Raw genomic sequence first — 15,870 nt, forward strand, 5'->3', positions numbered from 1 at the left:
CCCCGGTCGAAACCGGGGCGCCTTCTGATCTGAGCGCCGGGCAGGCCTTGCACCTGCATTTCCCCGCAGGAAGCGGGGCGTCTTTCCTTGGACCACCAACGCCTGGCGTTCTGACCGGAGTTGTTCCGGCCCGTTCGCTCTGTGATGATCATAGCCAGAGATCGCCGCCGAGCGCCAGCCCTGATCGCGCAAGCAGCGAGATCAGTTCCCGACGGGTTCGAACCGCCACCGGTGCACCGGTCGCGACACCAACCCCGCCTCCGGCTCGGGCAGTTCCGGCACGTCCGCGTCGTACGCCGCGTCCCACCACGTGATGACCAGCACCCGCTCCCCCGGCGCCCGGAAGGTCTCCCGGCGCAGCGGCTCGGCGGGCAGTTCCTGGGCGCGGGCCCAGGCGAGGAGGTCGGCGCCCCGGTCCTCGGCGGCTTTCGCCTCCCACATCAGGGCGACGCTCACGAGTACAGGTTCTCCTTGCTGACCTCGTGGACGTGGTCGTGGTCGTGGGTGTGCCCGGTGCCCGGCACGTGCGGGTCGGTGACCGGCAGGGAGGAGTCGGCGGACAGGTCCCAGTCGGAGGCGGACCGGTTGCGGGCGACCATCTCGGCGCCGAGCGCGGCGACCATCGCGCCGTTGTCCGTGCACAGCTTGGGACGCGGCACCCGCAGCCGGATGCCCGCCGCCTCGCAGCGCTCCTGGGCGAGCGCCCGCAGCCGGGAATTGGCGGCGACACCGCCGCCGATCATGAGGTGGTCGACGCCCTCGTCCTTGCAGGCGCGCACCGCCTTGCGGGTGAGCACGTCCACCACCGCTTCCTGGAAGGAGGCGGCCACGTCACGGACGGGCACTTCCTCGCCCGCGGCGCGCTTCGCCTCGATCCAGCGGGCCACGGCGGTCTTCAGACCGGAGAAGGAGAAGTCGTAGGCGGGGTCGCGGGGACCGGTCAGACCGCGCGGGAAGGCGATGGCCGTCGGGTCGCCCTCGCGGGCGTAGCGGTCGATGACCGGACCGCCGGGGAAGCCCAGGTTCAGCACGCGGGCGATCTTGTCGAACGCCTCGCCCGCCGCGTCGTCGATGGTGGCGCCCATCGGGCGGACGTCGGAGGTGATGTCCGAGGACAGCAGCAGCGAGGAGTGCCCGCCGGAGACCAGCAGCGCCATGGTCGGCTCGGGCAGCGGGCCGTGCTCCAACTGGTCCACGCAGATGTGCGAGGCGAGGTGGTTGACGCCGTAGAGCGGCTTGCCGAGGGCGTAGGCGTACGCCTTGGCGGCGGAGACGCCGACCAGCAGGGCGCCCGCGAGACCGGGTCCCGCGGTCACCGCGATGCCGTCGAGGTCGCGGGCGGTGATGCCCGCCTCCTTCAGCGCGCGGTCGATGGTCGGGACCATCGCCTCCAGATGGGCGCGGGAGGCGACCTCGGGGACCACGCCGCCGAAGCGGGCGTGCTCGTCGACGCTGGAGGCGACGGCGTCCGCCAGCAGGGTGGTGCCGCGGACGATGCCGACGCCGGTCTCGTCGCAGGAGGTCTCGATGCCGAGGACGAGGGGTTCGTCAGCCATTGATCTCGGTTCCTTGTACGTCTTCCAGGGAGGAAGAGGGGTCGGTCAGGCGCATCACCAGGGCGTCCACGTTGCCCGGCTGGTAGTAGCCGCGCCGGAAGCCGATGGGGGCGAAGCCGAAGCGCTCGTAGAGCTTCTGGGCGCGGGTGTTGTCCACCCGGCACTCCAGCATCACCTCGGCGCACTCGAAGGCGGTCGCCGCCCGCAGCAGCTCGGTCAGCAGGCGGGCGCCGAGACCGGTGCCCTGCTGGTCGCGGGCGACGGCGATGGTCTGCACGTCGGCGAGGTCGCCGGAGGCGGCGAGTCCCGCGTAGCCGACGATCCGGCCGTCCGGCACCGAGGCGACCAGATAGCGCCGGGTCGCCTCGGGACCCCGGGAGTGGGCCAGCTCGGACCAGAACATGCCCCGCGACCAGGCGTCCTCGGGGAACAGGTCCTTCTCCAGCTCAAGGACCCGGTCGATGTCCCACCAGCGCATCTCGCGCAGCTTCGCGGTCACTTGGGGGTGACCACCTTGTAGTTCTTCGGCACCTGCGCGTCCGGGCGGCGCAGATACAGCGGCCGGGGCTCCGCCGGCTCCTCGCCCCTGGCCAGCTTCTCTGCGGCAAGGGAGGCGAGCGCGGCGGCGGAGACGTGCTCCGGCTCGTGTGCCTGGGGGAAGGTGTCCGGGTAGAGCAGCGCGCCCGCGCCGACGGCGGGCAGTCCCGCGACGCGCTCCGCGATGTCGGCCGGGCGGTCCACGGCGGGACCGGTGAGCCGGGTGCGCGAGTCGGCGTAGGTCGCCCAGTAGACCTCCTTGCGCCGGGCGTCGGTGGCCACGACGAAGGGTCCCTTCTCGATGTCGGCGGCGTAGGCGAGACCGTCCAGGGTGCACACGCCGTGCACGGGGACGCCGAGCGCGAGACCGAAGGTGTCGGCGGTCATGAGACCGACGCGCAGACCCGTGTAGGGACCGGGTCCGGTGCCGACGACGATGCCGGTGACGGCGTCGAGCTTGACCCCGGCGGCGGCGAGCACACGGTCGACGGCGGGCAGCAGCAGCTCCCCGTGGCGGCGCGCGTCCACCTGGCCGGACGAGGCGACGACGTCCGTGCCGTCGTGCAGGGCGACGGTGACGGCGGGGGTGGCGGTATCCAGAGCGAGCAAGAGCACGCGAACAGCCTACGGCGCCCGCGGCTCGCGCACGCCCGCCCCGGACGGACGGTCACCGGCTGCTACGGTCTGTATGAAGTACGACATATGGGCACGAAGCGAAGGCGGTCCCACGTGGCAGGCACCAGCTCGGGAATCGTGGCCGGTCTCACCGCGGCCGCCCTCGGCACCGTCGCCCTCCTCGCCTGGCAGGCGCAGGCCACCGTGCCGCCGGGTCTGAGCGGTTCCAAGGCGAGCGCCTCCCCCTCCGCCGCCGTGAAGGCACCGCGCGACCGCCGCCACCCGACCGCACTGCCGCGGAACTCGGGCAAGGGCGAGCGGGTCGTGTACTCGGTGGACGACGACCGGGTCTGGCTGGTGGACGACCGGGATCGCGTGCGGCGCACCTTCAAGGTGCGCCCCGGGCAGGTGGACCCGCGGCTCGGCGCCTACTGGGTGACCTCGCGCTCCAAGCAGGTCACCGGCACCGACGGCGTGCTCGTCGAGCACGTGGTCCGCTTCGCGACACGCAGCGGCGTGACGATCGGCTTCAGCGCCGCCGCCGACGACGATCCGGCGGACAACGACGCCGGCACCGGCTCGGTGAAGACCGGCGGCATCCGCGAGACCCGGCCGGACGGCAACGCCATGTGGCAGTTCGCGACGATCGGCGTCCCGGTGATGGTGATCCGCTGACTCCCCCGCCGTGACGCGGTTACGCCGCCTCGCGGTGGTCCGGGGTGTGCTCGGCCGGGTCCGGGGCGGGCGGCGGGGTGGAGACCGCTTTCGCCGCCGCGCACGAGGCCAGCAGGTCGCGCATGGACACCTGCGGGGTCACCGGGGCGAGCCCGGACCGCTCGGGCCGGACCGTGGGACGTGGAGCGGACATGACGCCTCCTGAGCTGCGGGGGCGGGTGTGGTTAGGTATGCCTAACCACGGGCTGGATACCATGTGACCACGCCCGGTACGTCCCGCGCAATACGATCCCGACAGCATGTCGGGATATGGACGCGCACTCCCCCTCGCGGCGCCCTTCGGCACCCTCGGCGGGCTCAGCCCTCCAGCGCCCCCAGCGCCTCCAGGTCCGTCTCCGCCCACCGCTTGCCGAGCCCGGTGACCGTCACGTGCCGTACCTCGTCGGTGGTGTCCCCGGTCGCGCGGTGGATCAGGACCTCCAGGCGGTCGTCGGTCAGCTCCTCGACCTTGCCCTCGCCCCACTCCACGACGATCACGGACTCGGGCAGCGACACGTCGAGGTCGAGGTCCTCCATCTCGTCGAGCCCGCCGGAGAGCCGGTAGGCGTCGACGTGGACCAGCGGCGGTCCGTCGACCAGGGAGGGGTGGACCCGCGCGATCACGAAGGTCGGCGAGGTGACCGCGCCGCGCACCCCGAGCCCCTCGCCGAGCCCCCGGGTCAGCGTCGTCTTGCCCGCGCCCAGCTCCCCGCTGAGCATCACGAGGTCGCCCGCGCGCAGCAGCCCGGCCAGGCGGAGTCCGAGCAGGCGCATCTGCTCGGGGGAGGTGACGGTGAGCCGGATCTCAGCCGGGCTGTGCGGTGCTGCTGCCTCTTCCATAACCGCCAACGGTAGCCCCTGCCGGTACCGCTCCCGCGCGGGTGAGCAGGTCCGCGAGCCGGTCGGTGACCACCTCCGGATGCTCCAGCATCACCAGATGCCCGGCGTCCGGCACGAGCACCAGCTCCGCCTCCGGCAGCAGGTCCGCTATCGCCTCGCTGTGCTCGCTCGGCGTCACCAGGTCGCGTACCCCGGCGAGCACGAGCACCGGCATGTCACGGAAGGCGGCCAGCGCCTCGGTCTTGTCGTGGTCGGTGAACGCCGGGTAGAACTCCGCGACCACGTCGATCGGGGTGGACTCGATCATCCGCTCCGCGAACCGCGCGATCGCCGGGTCGATGTCCCGCCCCGCGAACGAGTACCGCTTGATCACCCCGGCGAACAGCTCGGCGGTGGCCCGGCGCCCCTTCTCCACCAGCTCCGCCTGCTGCCCGAGCGCCTTCAGCACGCCCGGCAGGACGCGGCGCACTGCGTTGACCCCGGCCAGCGGGAGACCGAAGTTGACCTCGCCGAGCCGTCCGGAGGAGGTGCCGACGAACGCGGTGGCGACGACGCGGTCCCGGATCAGCTCCGGGAACTGTGCGGCGAGCGCCATCACCGTCATGCCGCCCATGGAGTGGCCGACCAGCACGATCGGACCCTCGGGCACCGCCGCGTCGAGGACCGCCTTCAGATCGCTGCCGAGCTGGTCGATGGTGACGGGCACGCCGTCGCGGGTCTGGGCGACGCCCCGCCCGGAGCGGCCGTGGCTGCGCTGGTCCCAGTGGACGGTGCGCACGACACCGCGCAGCGCGGCCCGCTGGAAGTGCCAGGAGTCCTGGCCGAGGCAGTAGCCGTGGCAGAAGACGACGGTCACGGGCGCGGGCGCCTTGCGGCCGAAGAGCCTGCGGCGGCGCGGGGAGACGTGCGGACCCGGGTCGGGCTCGATGTCGTCGACCTCGTAGTACAGCTCGGTGCCGTCGTCCGCGACCGCCTTGCCGGGGGTGCCGCGCAGGGTGCCGTAGGGACCTGCCGAGTCCAGGGCGAGCTGCGCCTTGCGGCGCATTCCGCGCCCGACCGTCATGCGCTCGATGGCCACTCCGGCGGCGGCGCCCGCGGCCAGGACGCCTATCGCGGCCCCGGCGAGACCCGTCGCCCGGCGCCAGCTCCCCGCCGCCTCCCCGGCGGCGGCGACCGCGGCGACGGCCTCGGCCACGCCCTCCGCACTGCTCTCGCTCACGTACCGCTCCTCCTCGCCGTACCGCCGTGCTCAGATCTTCGCCGTACTCATGTTCGTAGAGAACGGGGACATGACTCACCCAGGGGGCTTGAGGGACTCAACTGCCCGGCCCGGCGGGGTGGTTACCCCTTTTCTTCCCCGTTCAGGTGCACGCGGGGCACCCGGGCGCCGATGCGGGTGACGATCTCGTACGCGATCGTCCCGCACGCCTGTGCCCAGTCCTCGGCGGTGGGCTCGCCCGCGTCGCCGGGACCGAAGAGGACCGCGTCCGTGCCCGCCGGGGGCTCGTCGCCCCCGAGGTCGACCACGAACTGGTCCATCGCGACCCGCCCGGCGACCGTGCGCCACTTGCCGTCGATCAGCACGGGTCCGGTGCCCGAGGCGTGCCGGGGGATGCCGTCCGCGTAGCCGACCGGGACGAGACCGAGGGTCGTCTCGCCGGGGGTGGTGTAGTGGTGGCCGTAGCTGATGCCGTGGCCGCCGGGCACCCGCTTGACCAGGGCGAGGGAGGCGCGCAGCGTCATCACCGGGCGCAGTCCGAAGTCCGCCGGGGTGCCCAGTTCGGGGCTGGGCGAGACGCCGTACATGGCGATGCCGGTGCGCACCAGGTCGAAGTGGGTCTCCGGAAGGGTCAGCGTGGCCGGGGAGTTGGCGATGTGCCGCACCTCCGGGCGCAGCCCCTGCTCCTCGGCGTAGGCGGTCATCTCGCGGAAGCGGTCGAGCTGGGCGGTGATGGAGGGGTGGCCCGGCTCGTCGGCGCACGCGAAGTGGGACCAGAGACCGGTGACCTTGATCAGCCCGTCCGCCTCCGCCTTCAGCGCCTCGGCGACCAGCTCGGGCCAGTCGCCGGGCTGACAGCCGTTGCGCCCGAGCCCGGTGTCCGCCTTGAGCTGCACGCGTGCCGTACGCCCCGCCGCGCGGGCGGCTCCGGTGACCTCGCGCAGCGCCCACATGCCGCTGACGGACACGTCGAGGTCGGCGTCGATCGCCTCGCGCCAGGGACCGCCGGGCACCCAGAGCCAGCACATGATCCGGCCCGGCAGCCCGGCCGCGCGCAGCGCGAGTGCCTCCTCGGGCGTGGCGGTGCCCAGCCAGGTCGCCCCGGCCGCGAGGGCGGCGCGGGCGCAGGGCACCGCGCCGTGGCCGTAGGCGTCCGACTTGACGACGGCCATCAGGGCCGCGCCGGTCAACCGGGCGCGCAACGCCCGTACGTTGGCGCGCAGGGCACCCAGATCGATCTCGGCGCGGGCGCGCAGGGGCGCCGTCGGCACTGCTGCTGTCTCGTTCATGGCGCCCCCAGTCTCTCAGAGGCCCCGCCCGGCCCCCGGAAGCACTCCTCGGCGGTCCTTTGCCGGGTGCCCGGTCCACCGGTCCGGCACGCGTTCCCGGTGGCTCCTGTGCCACGCCGGGGCTCAGTCCCAGTCCAGCTCCCGGTGTACGTCCCGCCACGCGTCCGGCAGCCGGTCGGAGATGTCCAGGGCGGCGATCGGGGCGCCCCGGGAGGCGAACCGCCCGGCCAGACCGTGCAGATAGGCGCCCACGCTGCCCGCGTCCAGCGGGGTCAGCCCGGAGGCGAGCAGCGAGCCGGTGAGTCCGGAGAGCACGTCGCCGCTGCCCGCGGTGGCGAGCCAGGCGGTGCCGGTGGGGTTGACCCGGACCGGACCGCCGTCGGGGGCGGCGATCAGCGTGGTGGAGCCCTTCAGCAGGACCGTCGCCCGGTAGACCGCCGCCAGCTCGCGCACCGAGGCGAGCCGGGTCGCCTCCACCTCCTCGCGCCGTACGCCGAGCAGGGCTGCCGCCTCGCCCGCGTGAGGGGTCATCAGGGTCGGTGCGCTGCGCCCGCGCACGGTGTCGCGGTCGGCGAGCCGGAGCCCGTCGGCGTCGAGCAGGACCGGTACGTCCGCGCCGAGGACCTTGGCGACGGTGGCCGCGTCGTCCCCGGCGCCGGGTCCGACCACCCACGCCTGCACGCGCCCCGCGTGGTCGGGTCCCTGGTCGGAGACGAGCGTCTCGGGGAACCGGGCGATCACCGCGTCCCCGGCGGGACCGACGTACCGCACCGCCCCCGCGCCCCCGCGCAGCGCGCCCGAGACGGCGAGCACCGCCGCGCCGGGATAGCGCGCCGACCCCGCGGCGACGCCGAGCACCCCGCGCCGGTACTTGTCGCTCTCCGCCGAGGGCACCGGCAGCAGCCGGGCCACGTCCGCGTGCTGGAGCGCCTCCACGGCAGGGTCGGGCGGCAGTTCGAGCCCGATCTCGACGAGGCGGACCGCACCGGCGTACTCGCGCCCGGGGTCGATCAGCAGCCCCGGCTTGTACGCCCCGAAGGTGACCGTCAGATCCGCGCACACCGCCGCCCCGCGCACCTCGCCGGTGTCCGCGTCCACCCCGCTGGGCAGGTCCACGGCGACGATCCCGGCCCGCGAGCGCGCGGCGGCGTCCACCAGCCGCTCGGCGTCGGGGCGCAGCCCGCCCTTGCCGCCGATGCCGACGATGCCGTCCAGGACGAGATCCGCCCGCTCGACGGCCGCGACGGCGTCCTCGGGAGCCGTGACGACCGTGCCGCCCGCGTGGCGCAGCGCCCGCAGTCCGCCCGCGTGCGCCCGCTCGGGTGAGAGGAGGGCGGCGGTGACGCCCGCGCCGCGCCGCGCGAGTCTGGCACCGGCGTACAGCGCGTCGCCGCCGTTGTCGCCGCTGCCGACCAGCAGCACCACCCGGCTGCCGTGCACCCGCCCCAGGAACTCCGCCGAGGCGGCGGCGAGCCCCGCCGCCGCCCGCTGCATGAGCGCGCCCTCCGGCAGCCGTGCCATCAGGGCCCGCTCGGCCGCCCGTACCGTCTCCACGCTGTACGCCGTACGCATGTCTTCGAGTCTGCCCCGCGAGCGCGGACCCGCGCACCCGGATGGATCAGTTCTCGGCGATCACCACGGCGGAGGCGACGCCCGCGTCGTGGCTGAGGGAGATGTGCCAGGACCTGACGCCCAGCTCGGCCGCGCGGGCGGCCACCGTGCCCTTGACCCGCAGCCGGGGCTGCCCGCTGTCCTCGACGTACACCTCGGCGTCCACCCAGAGCAGCCCGGACGGCGCGCCCAGCGCCTTGGCGAGCGCCTCCTTGGCAGCGAAGCGCGCCGCCAGGGAGGCGATCCCGCGCCGCTCACCGCCCGGCAGCAGCAACTCCCCCGCCACGAACAGCCGGTCGGCAAGCCCTGGCGTGCGCTCCAGTGCCGCCCGGAACCGCTCGATCTCGGCCACATCGATCCCGACCCCGACAATGCCCATGCGAGGAGCCTAAGGGGCGTCGGCACCGGGCTATTCCACCGTCACCGACTTGGCGAGGTTGCGCGGCTGGTCGACCTCGTTGCCGCGGGCGGCGGCCAGTTCGCAGGCGAAGACCTGGAGCGGGACCGTGGCGACCAGGGGCTGGAGCAGGGTGGGCGTGGCGGGAATGCGGATGAGGTGGTCGGCGTACGGAGTGACCGTGTCGTCGTCCTCGTCGGCGATGACGATGGTGCGGGCGCCCCGGGCGCGGATCTCCTGGATGTTGGAGACGATCTTGTCGTGCAGGACGGAACGACCGCGCGGCGAGGGCACGACCACGACGACCGGGAGGTCCTTCTCGATCAGCGCGATCGGACCGTGCTTCAGCTCGCCCGCCGCGAAGCCCTCGGCGTGCATGTAGGCGAGTTCCTTGAGCTTGAGGGCGCCTTCGAGGGCGACCGGGTAGCCCACGTGCCGGCCGAGGAAGAGCACCGTGTCGTGCCCCGCCAGGGAGCGGGCCAGCTCGCGCACCGGCTCCATGGTCTCCAGGACGCGCTCGACCTCGCCGGAGATCCGGGACAGGTCGCGCACGACGGCACGGATCTCGTCGCCCCACTTGGTGCCGCGCACCTGGCCCAGATAGAGGGCGACGAGGTAGCAGGCGACCAACTGGGTCAGGAACGCCTTGGTGGAGGCGACGGCGACCTCGGGTCCCGCGTGCGTGTAGAGCACCGCGTCGGACTCGCGCGGGATCGTGGAGCCGTTGGTGTTGCAGATGGCGAGCACCTTGGAGCCCTGCTCGCGGGCGTGCCTGAGCGCCATCAGCGTGTCCATGGTCTCGCCGGACTGGGAGATCGCGATGACCAGGGAGCGTCCGTCCAGGATCGGGTCGCGGTAGCGGAACTCGCTCGCCAGCTCGACCTCGCAGGGGATGCGGGTCCAGTGCTCGATGGCGTACTTGGCGATCAGCCCCGCGTGGAAGGCCGTACCGCAGGCGACGATGACGACCTTGTCCACCTCGCGCAGCTCCGCCGCGCCGATGCGCACCTCGTCCAGGGTGAGCGAGCCGGAGGGGTCGACACGCCCGAGGAGGGTGTCCGCGACCGCCTTCGGCTGCTCGGCGATCTCCTTGAGCATGAAGTAGTCGTAGCCGCCCTTCTCGGCGGCCGAGGCGTCCCAGTCGACGTGGAAGGCGCGGACCTCGGCAGGGGAGCCGTCGAACCCGGTCACCGTGACGCCCTCGCGGCGCAGCTCGACGACCTGGTCCTGGCCCAGCTCCAGCGCGTCCCGGGTGTGCGCGATGAACGCGGCGACGTCGGAGGCGAGGAACGCCTCGCCCTCGCCGACGCCCACCACCAGCGGGGAGTTGCGGCGCGCGCCGACGACCACGTCCGGGGCGTCCGCGTGCACGGCGACCAGCGTGAAGGCGCCCTCCAGACGGCGGCACACCAGCCGCATCGCCTCCGCGAGGTCCGCCGTCGCGGAGTACTCCTCGGTCAGCAGGTGCGCGACGACCTCGGTGTCGGTCTCGGAGGTCAGCTCGTGCCCGCGCTCGGCGAGTTCGGCGCGCAGCACCGCGAAGTTCTCGATGATGCCGTTGTGCACGACGGCGACCCGGCCCGCGTTGTCCAGGTGCGGGTGGGCGTTGGCGTCCGTCGGACCGCCGTGCGTGGCCCAGCGGGTGTGCCCGATGCCGGTCGTCCCGGCGGGCAACGGCCGCTCCCCCAGCTCCTTCTCCAGGTTGACCAGCTTCCCGGCCCGCTTGGCCGACGCCAGTCCCCCGTCCGCGAGCACCGCGACACCGGCGGAGTCGTACCCCCGGTACTCCAGCCGCTTCAGCCCCGCCATCACGACTTCGAGCGCCGACCGCGCTCCCACGTATCCCACGATTCCGCACATGCGCGGCAGCCTACGGTCAATCCCGGCCCCAAAAGAGGCGCCGCGTGCCCGATTTCGGAAATTCCCACGGGGGTACGCACCCCTGTGCGGGGCACTTGACCGACCCCCTCACCCCCAAGTCCCCCCAAACCGGGCATGCTTGATCCCGCCTCAGAGACCACCCCGAAATCACCCCGAACCGGCACATGACACACCCACCCCACCGGCCCTCGCGATGCTGAAAAGCGGCTTCCCGCAACTCCTGGCCCGAGCGCCCACCGGGAGCGGGGCGCCCGCACTCCGGGACCGGCATCGCCTCACTGCGGCCCTGCTCGGGGCGCAGCCCCTGTGAGCCGCCGAGGGCGAGCGCCCAGCGTGACGTACCCCACCCCGCGCCTCCGTTCAAACTCCGTTAACAATGGAATGTGATCTCACCGGTCTCCGAGTTCCAGAGGAGCGCCCACCGGCACCGCCCGGAGGCGACTCCCTACGTCGACCTCACCCGTGCCGAATGGAGCGCGCTGCGCCACAAGACGCCGTTGCCGCTCACCGCCGAGGAGGTGGAGAAGCTGCGCGGGCTCGGCGATGTGATCGACCTCGACGAGGTGCGGGACATCTATCTGCCGCTCTCCCGCCTGCTGAACCTCTACGTCGGCGCCACCGACAGCCTCAGAAGCGCGCTGAACACCTTCCTCGGCGAGAAGGGCTCCCAGTCGGGCACGCCGTTCGTGATCGGCGTCGCGGGCTCCGTCGCAGTCGGCAAGTCCACCGTGGCCCGCCTGCTCCAGGCGCTGCTGTCCCGCTGGCCCGAGCACCCCCGCGTCGAGCTGGTCACCACCGACGGCTTCCTGCTGCCCACCAAGGAGCTCCAGGCGCGCGGTCTGATGTCCAGGAAGGGCTTCCCGGAGTCGTACGACCGCCGCGCGCTCACCCGCTTCGTCGCCGACATCAAGGCGGGCAAGGACGAGGTGACCGCCCCCGTCTACTCCCACCTGATCTACGACATCGTCCCCGGCGAGAAGCTCACCGTGCGCCGCCCGGACATCCTGATCGTGGAGGGTCTGAACGTCCTCCAGCCCGCCCTGCCCGGCAAGGACGGCCGCACCCGCGTCGGTCTCGCGGACTACTTCGACTTCAGCGTGTACGTCGACGCGAGCGCCGAGGACATCGAGCGCTGGTACCTCAACCGCTTCAAGAAGCTGCGCCAGACCGCCTTCCAGGACCCGGACTCCTACTTCCGCAAGTACACCCAGGTCTCCGAGGAGGAGGCACTGGACTACGCCCGCGGACTGTGGCGCACGATCAACAAGCCCAACCTGACCGAGAACATCGCCCCCACCCGCGGCCGCGCCGGTCTCGTCCTGCGCAAGGGACCCGACCACACGGTCCAGCGCCTGCGCCTGCGCAAGCTGTAGCGCCTCCGGTTGGATGGGCGCCATGCTGCATCTGCGCCTGATCGTCCCGCCCGACCGCTCGGACGACGCCGTACGCCTGATCGAGGACACCGTCGGCACCACCCACCTGGTGGTGCTGCCGGGCGCCGCCCGGAACCCGGTCGGGGACGTGGTGATGTGCGACGTCGCGCGGGAGGCGGGCGACGCCCTGCTCTCCGGGCTCCAGCGGCTCGGCGTCGACCGCGACGGCTCCATCGCCGTGGAGGACATCGACCTGTCGCTGTCCCACCGCGCCGCCCGGGCGGAGGAGGAGGCGCCCGGCGAGGCGGCGGACGCCGTGCTGTGGGAGCACCTGGTCGAGGAGACCCACGAGGAGTCCACCCTCTCGGTGACCTACGTCGCGTTCCTCGCCATCGCCACGATGATCGCCGCCTGCGGTGTCGTCCTGGACAACGCGGTGCTGATCGTGGGCGCGATGGCGGTGGGTCCGGAGTTCGGACCGCTGGCGGGCATCAGCACCGCCGTGGTCCGGCGCAGACCCCGGCTCGCGGCGCGCTCGCTGATCGCCCTGCTGGTCGGCTTCGCCGCCGCGATGGCGCTGACGGCCGGTTTCGCCGTCCTGATGGACGCGGCCGGGCTGTTCAGCGAGGCGCGACTGGAGGGCGAGCGCCCCAACACCGCGTTCGTCTACGCGCCGGACGCGTTCTCGTTCGTGGTCGCGCTGCTCGCGGGCGCCGCCGGAACCCTCTCGCTGACCTCGGCCAAGTCCGGCGCCCTGGTCGGCGTCGCCATCTCGGTGACGACCGTCCCGGCCGCCGCCAACGCCGCCGTCGCCCTCGCCTACGGCGACACCGGTCAGACCGTCGGTTCCAGCGAGCAGCTTCTGCTGAACCTGTTCGGCATCGTGCTGGCGGGCGTCCTGACCCTCCTGGCCCAGAAGTGGTTCTGGGCCAGGAAGGCGAAGGCGATTCAGCCCGGCGCCGGTTAGCCCAGCGCCGACTTCACCGCGTCGGCAAGGCGCCCCGCGACCGAGCGTGCCTGGTCGATGTCGGCCGCCTCGACCATCACGCGGACCAGCGGCTCGGTGCCGGAGGGGCGCAGCAGGACGCGACCGGTCTGGCCCAGCTCGCGCTCGGCCTCACCCACGGCGGCGGCGAGGTCGGCGGAGGTCTGGACGCGGGACTTGTCGACGTCCGGGACGTTGATCAGGATCTGCGGCAGCCGCTCCATGACGGAGGCCAGCTCGCGCAGGGTCCGCCCGGTCTCCGCGACCCGCGCGGCAAGGAGCAGCCCGGTCAGCGTGCCGTCGCCGGTGGTCGCGTGGTCCAGGACGATGACGTGCCCGGACTGCTCGCCGCCGAGCGCGTAGCCGTGCTCCTTCATCTCCTCCAGCACGTACCGGTCACCGACCGCCGTCTGGACCAGGCGGATGCCCGCCCGCTCCATGGCCAGCTTGAAGCCCAGGTTGGACATCACGGTCGCGACCACGGTGTCCGAGCGCAGCTCCGAGCGCTCGCGCAGCGCCAGCGCGAGCACGGACAGGATCTGGTCGCCGTCCACCTCCTCGCCGGTGTGGTCCACGGCGAGGCAGCGGTCGGCGTCGCCGTCGTGCGCGATGCCGAAGTCGGCGCCGTGCTCGATCACGGCCGCCTTGAGCGGACCCAGGTGGGTCGAGCCGCAGCCGTCGTTGATGTTCAGCCCGTCCGGCTCGGCGCCGATCGTGACGACCGTCGCACCGGCGCGCGCGAACACGGCCGGGGAGACACCGGCGGCCGCGCCGTGCGCCTCGTCCAGGACGATCGTCAGCCCGTCGAGGCGGTTCGGCAGCACCGACAGCAGATGCGCGACGTAGGTCTCGAAGCCCTCGTCGTACGTCCGCACCCGGCCGACCCCGGAGCCGGTGGGGCGCTCCCAGGGCTCGCCGTGGCGGTGGGACTCGTAGACCGCCTCGATCCGGTCCTCCAGCTCGTCGGCGAGCTTGTGACCGCCGCGCGCGAAGAACTTGATGCCGTTGTCCGGCATGGCGTTGTGGCTCGCGGAGAGCATCACGCCGAGGTCCGCGCCGAGCGAGCCGGTCAGATGCGCCACGGCGGGCGTCGGCAGCACGCCCACGCACAGCACGTCCACGCCCGCGCTCGCCAGCCCGGCGACCACGGCCGCCTCCAGGAACTCCCCGGACGCCCGCGGGTCGCGACCGACCACCGCCTTCGGCCGGTGACCCGCGAAAGTACCCGCCTCGGCCAGCACATGCGCCGCCGCGACGGACAGACCGAGCGCCATCTCGGCCGTCAGGTCCGCGTTGGCGACGCCACGCACGCCGTCGGTGCCGAAGAGTCGTCCCACTTGTCCTCCTGAAGAAGCGCAACTGCTGCGAGGAATCATGGCATGTGCCAGAGCATCCAATCGCACAAGCCTTTGAGCGTCTTGTGTCGTTATACGCCCTTGACAGAGATAAACGAACGCCCCGGCGGCACACAGGCGTGCCGTCGGGGCGTTCGGAGTACGCGCGAAGCGCCGCTGTTTAGCGCTTGCTGTACTGCGGGGCCTTACGGGCCTTCTTCAGACCGGCCTTCTTGCGCTCGACCGCACGGTCGTCGCGCTTGAGGAAGCCGGCCTTCTTGAGGGCGCCGCGGTTGTTGTCCACGTCGGCCTCGTTCAGCGCACGGGCGACACCGAGACGGAGCGCACCGGCCTGACCGGAGACACCGCCACCCGAGATACGGGCGATGACGTCGTAGCGGCCCTCGAGCTCGAGCACCTTGAAGGGCTCGTTGACTTCCTGCTGGTGCACCTTGTTCGGGAAGTAGTCCTCGAGGGTGCGACCGTTGATCTTCCACTTGCCGGTGCCCGGAACGATCCGGACACGGGCGATGGCGTTCTTGCGACGGCCCAGGCCGGCGGCCGGCTGGGGCTCACCGAAGCGGGACGCCACGGACTCCGAGGTGTACTCGCCCTCGACGGGGACGTCACTCTCGGTGGTGTAGCTCTCGATGTCGACGAGCTCGGTCTCTTCGAGCGGCTGCTCGGCAGTGGTCTCGGCCACGATTCTCCTCAGATTCTCTGTCAGTTAAAGGGCGGCCGGAATTACTGCGCGACCTGGGTGATCTCGAACGGCACCGGCTGCTGGGCAGCGTGCGGGTGCTGGTCGCCCTTGTAGACCTTCAGCTTCGAGAGCATCTGACGGCCGAGGGTGTTCTTGGGGAGCATGCCCTTGATGGCCTTCTCGACGGCCTTCTCGGGGTTCTTGTCGAGCAGCTCGTCGTAGCGGACCGAGCGCAGACCACCCGGGTAACCGGAGTGGCGGTACGCCATCTTCTGGGTCCGCTTGTTGCCGGACAGGTGCACCTTGTCGGCGTTGATGATGACGACGAAGTCGCCAGCGTCGACGTGCGGCGCGTAGATCGGCTTGTGCTTGCCGCGCAGCAGGGTGGCGGCAGTGGTGGCCAGACGGCCCAGGACAACGTCCTGAGCGTCGATGACGTGCCACTGGCGCGTCACATCGCCGGGCTTGGGGCTGTACGTACGCACGGTTCGTAGCCTTCGCTTCGAGTGAATGGTCCTGAACAGGTCACCGAAACGATCACGACAGCCTCGATCGCACTGCGGTGACGCAACCGCGTGCGGATCGCTGGTCATCGGCCCGGTGGACCGGTGTAAGGGCCCGTCCCGTGAGAATGAGCAAGCCAATACACAACGAGGAGCCAGGTTACCGGGGCACCCCCGGACGGGTCAAAACGCGTCGGAACCGAAACCCGGCGCGCCGAGATGTTCCCCCCTGCGCGGAAGGTCCCCCTATCGCCTCCCGGGCCCGTGCCCTCGGGCGTACCGGCACTCTCGGAGCCCCTCTAAGATGCGCCCC

The 15,870-nt window shown here is 72.3% G+C and carries 17 protein-coding genes and 1 tRNA gene; 3 read left to right on the forward strand and 15 right to left on the reverse strand.

The features are described from left to right. Nucleotides 1-32 precede the first annotated feature (32 nt). The 5 genes from IF655_RS19635 to tsaB form a co-directional block, all read right to left on the reverse strand. Nucleotides 33-102, reverse strand: a tRNA-Gly gene (locus IF655_RS19635). 99 nt (nt 103-201) lie between these two features. After that, entirely contained in the window at nt 202-456 is a 255-nt protein-coding gene (locus IF655_RS19640) for a hypothetical protein (protein ID WP_199586209.1), read from the reverse strand. Then, complete coding sequence (gene tsaD, locus IF655_RS19645) at nt 453-1,556, reverse strand: tRNA (adenosine(37)-N6)-threonylcarbamoyltransferase complex transferase subunit TsaD (RefSeq protein ID WP_199586210.1); 1,104 nt, start codon at nt 1,554-1,556, stop codon at nt 453-455. Before tsaD ends, IF655_RS19640 begins: the two co-directional genes overlap by 4 nt. Further along, entirely contained in the window at nt 1,549-2,034 is a 486-nt protein-coding gene (gene rimI, locus IF655_RS19650) for a ribosomal protein S18-alanine N-acetyltransferase (RefSeq protein ID WP_199586315.1), read from the reverse strand. The genes tsaD and rimI overlap by 8 nt, the downstream gene beginning before the upstream one ends. 17 nt (nt 2,035-2,051) lie before the next feature. Then, the gene (gene tsaB / locus IF655_RS19655) at nt 2,052-2,708 is read right to left on the reverse strand and encodes a tRNA (adenosine(37)-N6)-threonylcarbamoyltransferase complex dimerization subunit type 1 TsaB (protein WP_199586211.1); all 657 of its coding nucleotides are present in this window, start codon (nt 2,706-2,708) and stop codon (nt 2,052-2,054) included. Between the two features lie 114 nt (nt 2,709-2,822). On the opposite strand from tsaB, the gene IF655_RS19660 reads away from it, so the two are divergent. Next, the gene (locus tag IF655_RS19660) at nt 2,823-3,383 is read left to right on the forward strand and encodes a hypothetical protein (RefSeq protein WP_199586212.1); all 561 of its coding nucleotides are present in this window, start codon (nt 2,823-2,825) and stop codon (nt 3,381-3,383) included. 19 nt (nt 3,384-3,402) lie between these two features. On the opposite strand, the gene IF655_RS19665 is transcribed toward IF655_RS19660, so the two are convergent. The 7 genes from IF655_RS19665 to glmS form a co-directional block, all read right to left on the reverse strand. Beyond that, a complete protein-coding gene (locus tag IF655_RS19665) occupies nt 3,403-3,576 on the reverse strand; it encodes a hypothetical protein (protein ID WP_199586213.1) in 174 nt (57 codons plus the stop codon). Nucleotides 3,577-3,740: 164 nt separating this feature from the next. Continuing rightward, nucleotides 3,741-4,262, reverse strand: a complete 522-nt coding sequence (gene tsaE, locus IF655_RS19670; protein ID WP_199586214.1) for a tRNA (adenosine(37)-N6)-threonylcarbamoyltransferase complex ATPase subunit type 1 TsaE — start codon at nt 4,260-4,262, stop codon at nt 3,741-3,743. Further along, nucleotides 4,228-5,481, reverse strand: a complete 1,254-nt coding sequence (locus IF655_RS19675) for an alpha/beta fold hydrolase (RefSeq protein ID WP_199586215.1) — start codon at nt 5,479-5,481, stop codon at nt 4,228-4,230. Before IF655_RS19675 ends, tsaE begins: the two co-directional genes overlap by 35 nt. 122 nt (nt 5,482-5,603) lie before the next feature. Continuing rightward, nucleotides 5,604-6,770, reverse strand: a complete 1,167-nt coding sequence (gene alr, locus IF655_RS19680; protein ID WP_199586216.1) for an alanine racemase — start codon at nt 6,768-6,770, stop codon at nt 5,604-5,606. 123 nt (nt 6,771-6,893) lie between these two features. Continuing rightward, complete coding sequence (locus tag IF655_RS19685; RefSeq protein WP_199586217.1) at nt 6,894-8,342, reverse strand: NAD(P)H-hydrate dehydratase; 1,449 nt, start codon at nt 8,340-8,342, stop codon at nt 6,894-6,896. Nucleotides 8,343-8,388: 46 nt separating this feature from the next. After that, nucleotides 8,389-8,760, reverse strand: a complete 372-nt coding sequence (locus tag IF655_RS19690) for a holo-ACP synthase (RefSeq protein WP_199586218.1) — start codon at nt 8,758-8,760, stop codon at nt 8,389-8,391. 30 nt (nt 8,761-8,790) lie between these two features. Next, nucleotides 8,791-10,638 carry a glutamine--fructose-6-phosphate transaminase (isomerizing) gene (glmS, locus tag IF655_RS19695; RefSeq protein ID WP_199586219.1) on the reverse strand — a complete coding sequence of 616 codons (1,848 nt, stop codon included), beginning with the start codon at nt 10,636-10,638 and terminating at the stop codon, nt 8,791-8,793. A gap of 404 nt (nt 10,639-11,042) precedes the next feature. On the opposite strand from glmS, the gene coaA reads away from it, so the two are divergent. Beyond that, entirely contained in the window at nt 11,043-12,032 is a 990-nt protein-coding gene (gene coaA / locus IF655_RS19700) for a type I pantothenate kinase (protein WP_199586220.1), read from the forward strand. Between the two features lie 22 nt (nt 12,033-12,054). Then, nucleotides 12,055-12,999: a DUF389 domain-containing protein gene (locus tag IF655_RS19705; RefSeq protein WP_199586221.1), complete on the forward strand. Its 945-nt coding sequence runs from the start codon at nt 12,055-12,057 to the stop codon at nt 12,997-12,999. Here the strand turns inward: IF655_RS19705 and glmM are convergent. From glmM to rplM, 3 genes are all read right to left on the reverse strand, one after another. Then, entirely contained in the window at nt 12,996-14,354 is a 1,359-nt protein-coding gene (glmM, locus tag IF655_RS19710; protein ID WP_199586222.1) for a phosphoglucosamine mutase, read from the reverse strand. The genes IF655_RS19705 and glmM overlap by 4 nt on opposite strands. 178 nt (nt 14,355-14,532) lie before the next feature. Continuing rightward, a complete protein-coding gene (rpsI, locus tag IF655_RS19715) occupies nt 14,533-15,054 on the reverse strand; it encodes a 30S ribosomal protein S9 (protein ID WP_199586223.1) in 522 nt (173 codons plus the stop codon). Between the two features lie 41 nt (nt 15,055-15,095). Next, the gene (gene rplM, locus IF655_RS19720; protein ID WP_199586224.1) at nt 15,096-15,539 is read right to left on the reverse strand and encodes a 50S ribosomal protein L13; all 444 of its coding nucleotides are present in this window, start codon (nt 15,537-15,539) and stop codon (nt 15,096-15,098) included. Nucleotides 15,540-15,870: the final 331 nt, after the last annotated feature.

The sequence above is a fragment of the Streptomyces sp. DSM 110735 genome, assembly GCF_016482685.1.
Classification (GTDB): Bacteria; Actinomycetota; Actinomycetes; order Streptomycetales; family Streptomycetaceae; genus Streptomyces.

Excerpts from the sequence above, each read along its gene's own strand:
- IF655_RS19665 (WP_199586213.1), bottom strand. The coding sequence starts at position 3,576 with ATGTCCGCTCCACGTCCCACGGTCCGGCCCGAGCGGTCCGGGCTCGCC.
- IF655_RS19690 (WP_199586218.1), bottom strand. The coding sequence starts at position 8,760 with ATGGGCATTGTCGGGGTCGGGATCGATGTGGCCGAGATCGAGCGGTTC.
- alr (WP_199586216.1), bottom strand. The coding sequence starts at position 6,770 with ATGAACGAGACAGCAGCAGTGCCGACGGCGCCCCTGCGCGCCCGCGCC.
- IF655_RS19685 (WP_199586217.1), bottom strand. The coding sequence starts at position 8,342 with ATGCGTACGGCGTACAGCGTGGAGACGGTACGGGCGGCCGAGCGGGCC.
- tsaD (WP_199586210.1), bottom strand. The coding sequence starts at position 1,556 with ATGGCTGACGAACCCCTCGTCCTCGGCATCGAGACCTCCTGCGACGAG.
- tsaE (WP_199586214.1), bottom strand. The coding sequence starts at position 4,262 with ATGGAAGAGGCAGCAGCACCGCACAGCCCGGCTGAGATCCGGCTCACC.
- glmS (WP_199586219.1), bottom strand. The coding sequence starts at position 10,638 with ATGTGCGGAATCGTGGGATACGTGGGAGCGCGGTCGGCGCTCGAAGTC.
- rimI (WP_199586315.1), bottom strand. The coding sequence starts at position 2,034 with ATGCGCTGGTGGGACATCGACCGGGTCCTTGAGCTGGAGAAGGACCTG.
- IF655_RS19705 (WP_199586221.1), top strand. The coding sequence starts at position 12,055 with ATGCTGCATCTGCGCCTGATCGTCCCGCCCGACCGCTCGGACGACGCC.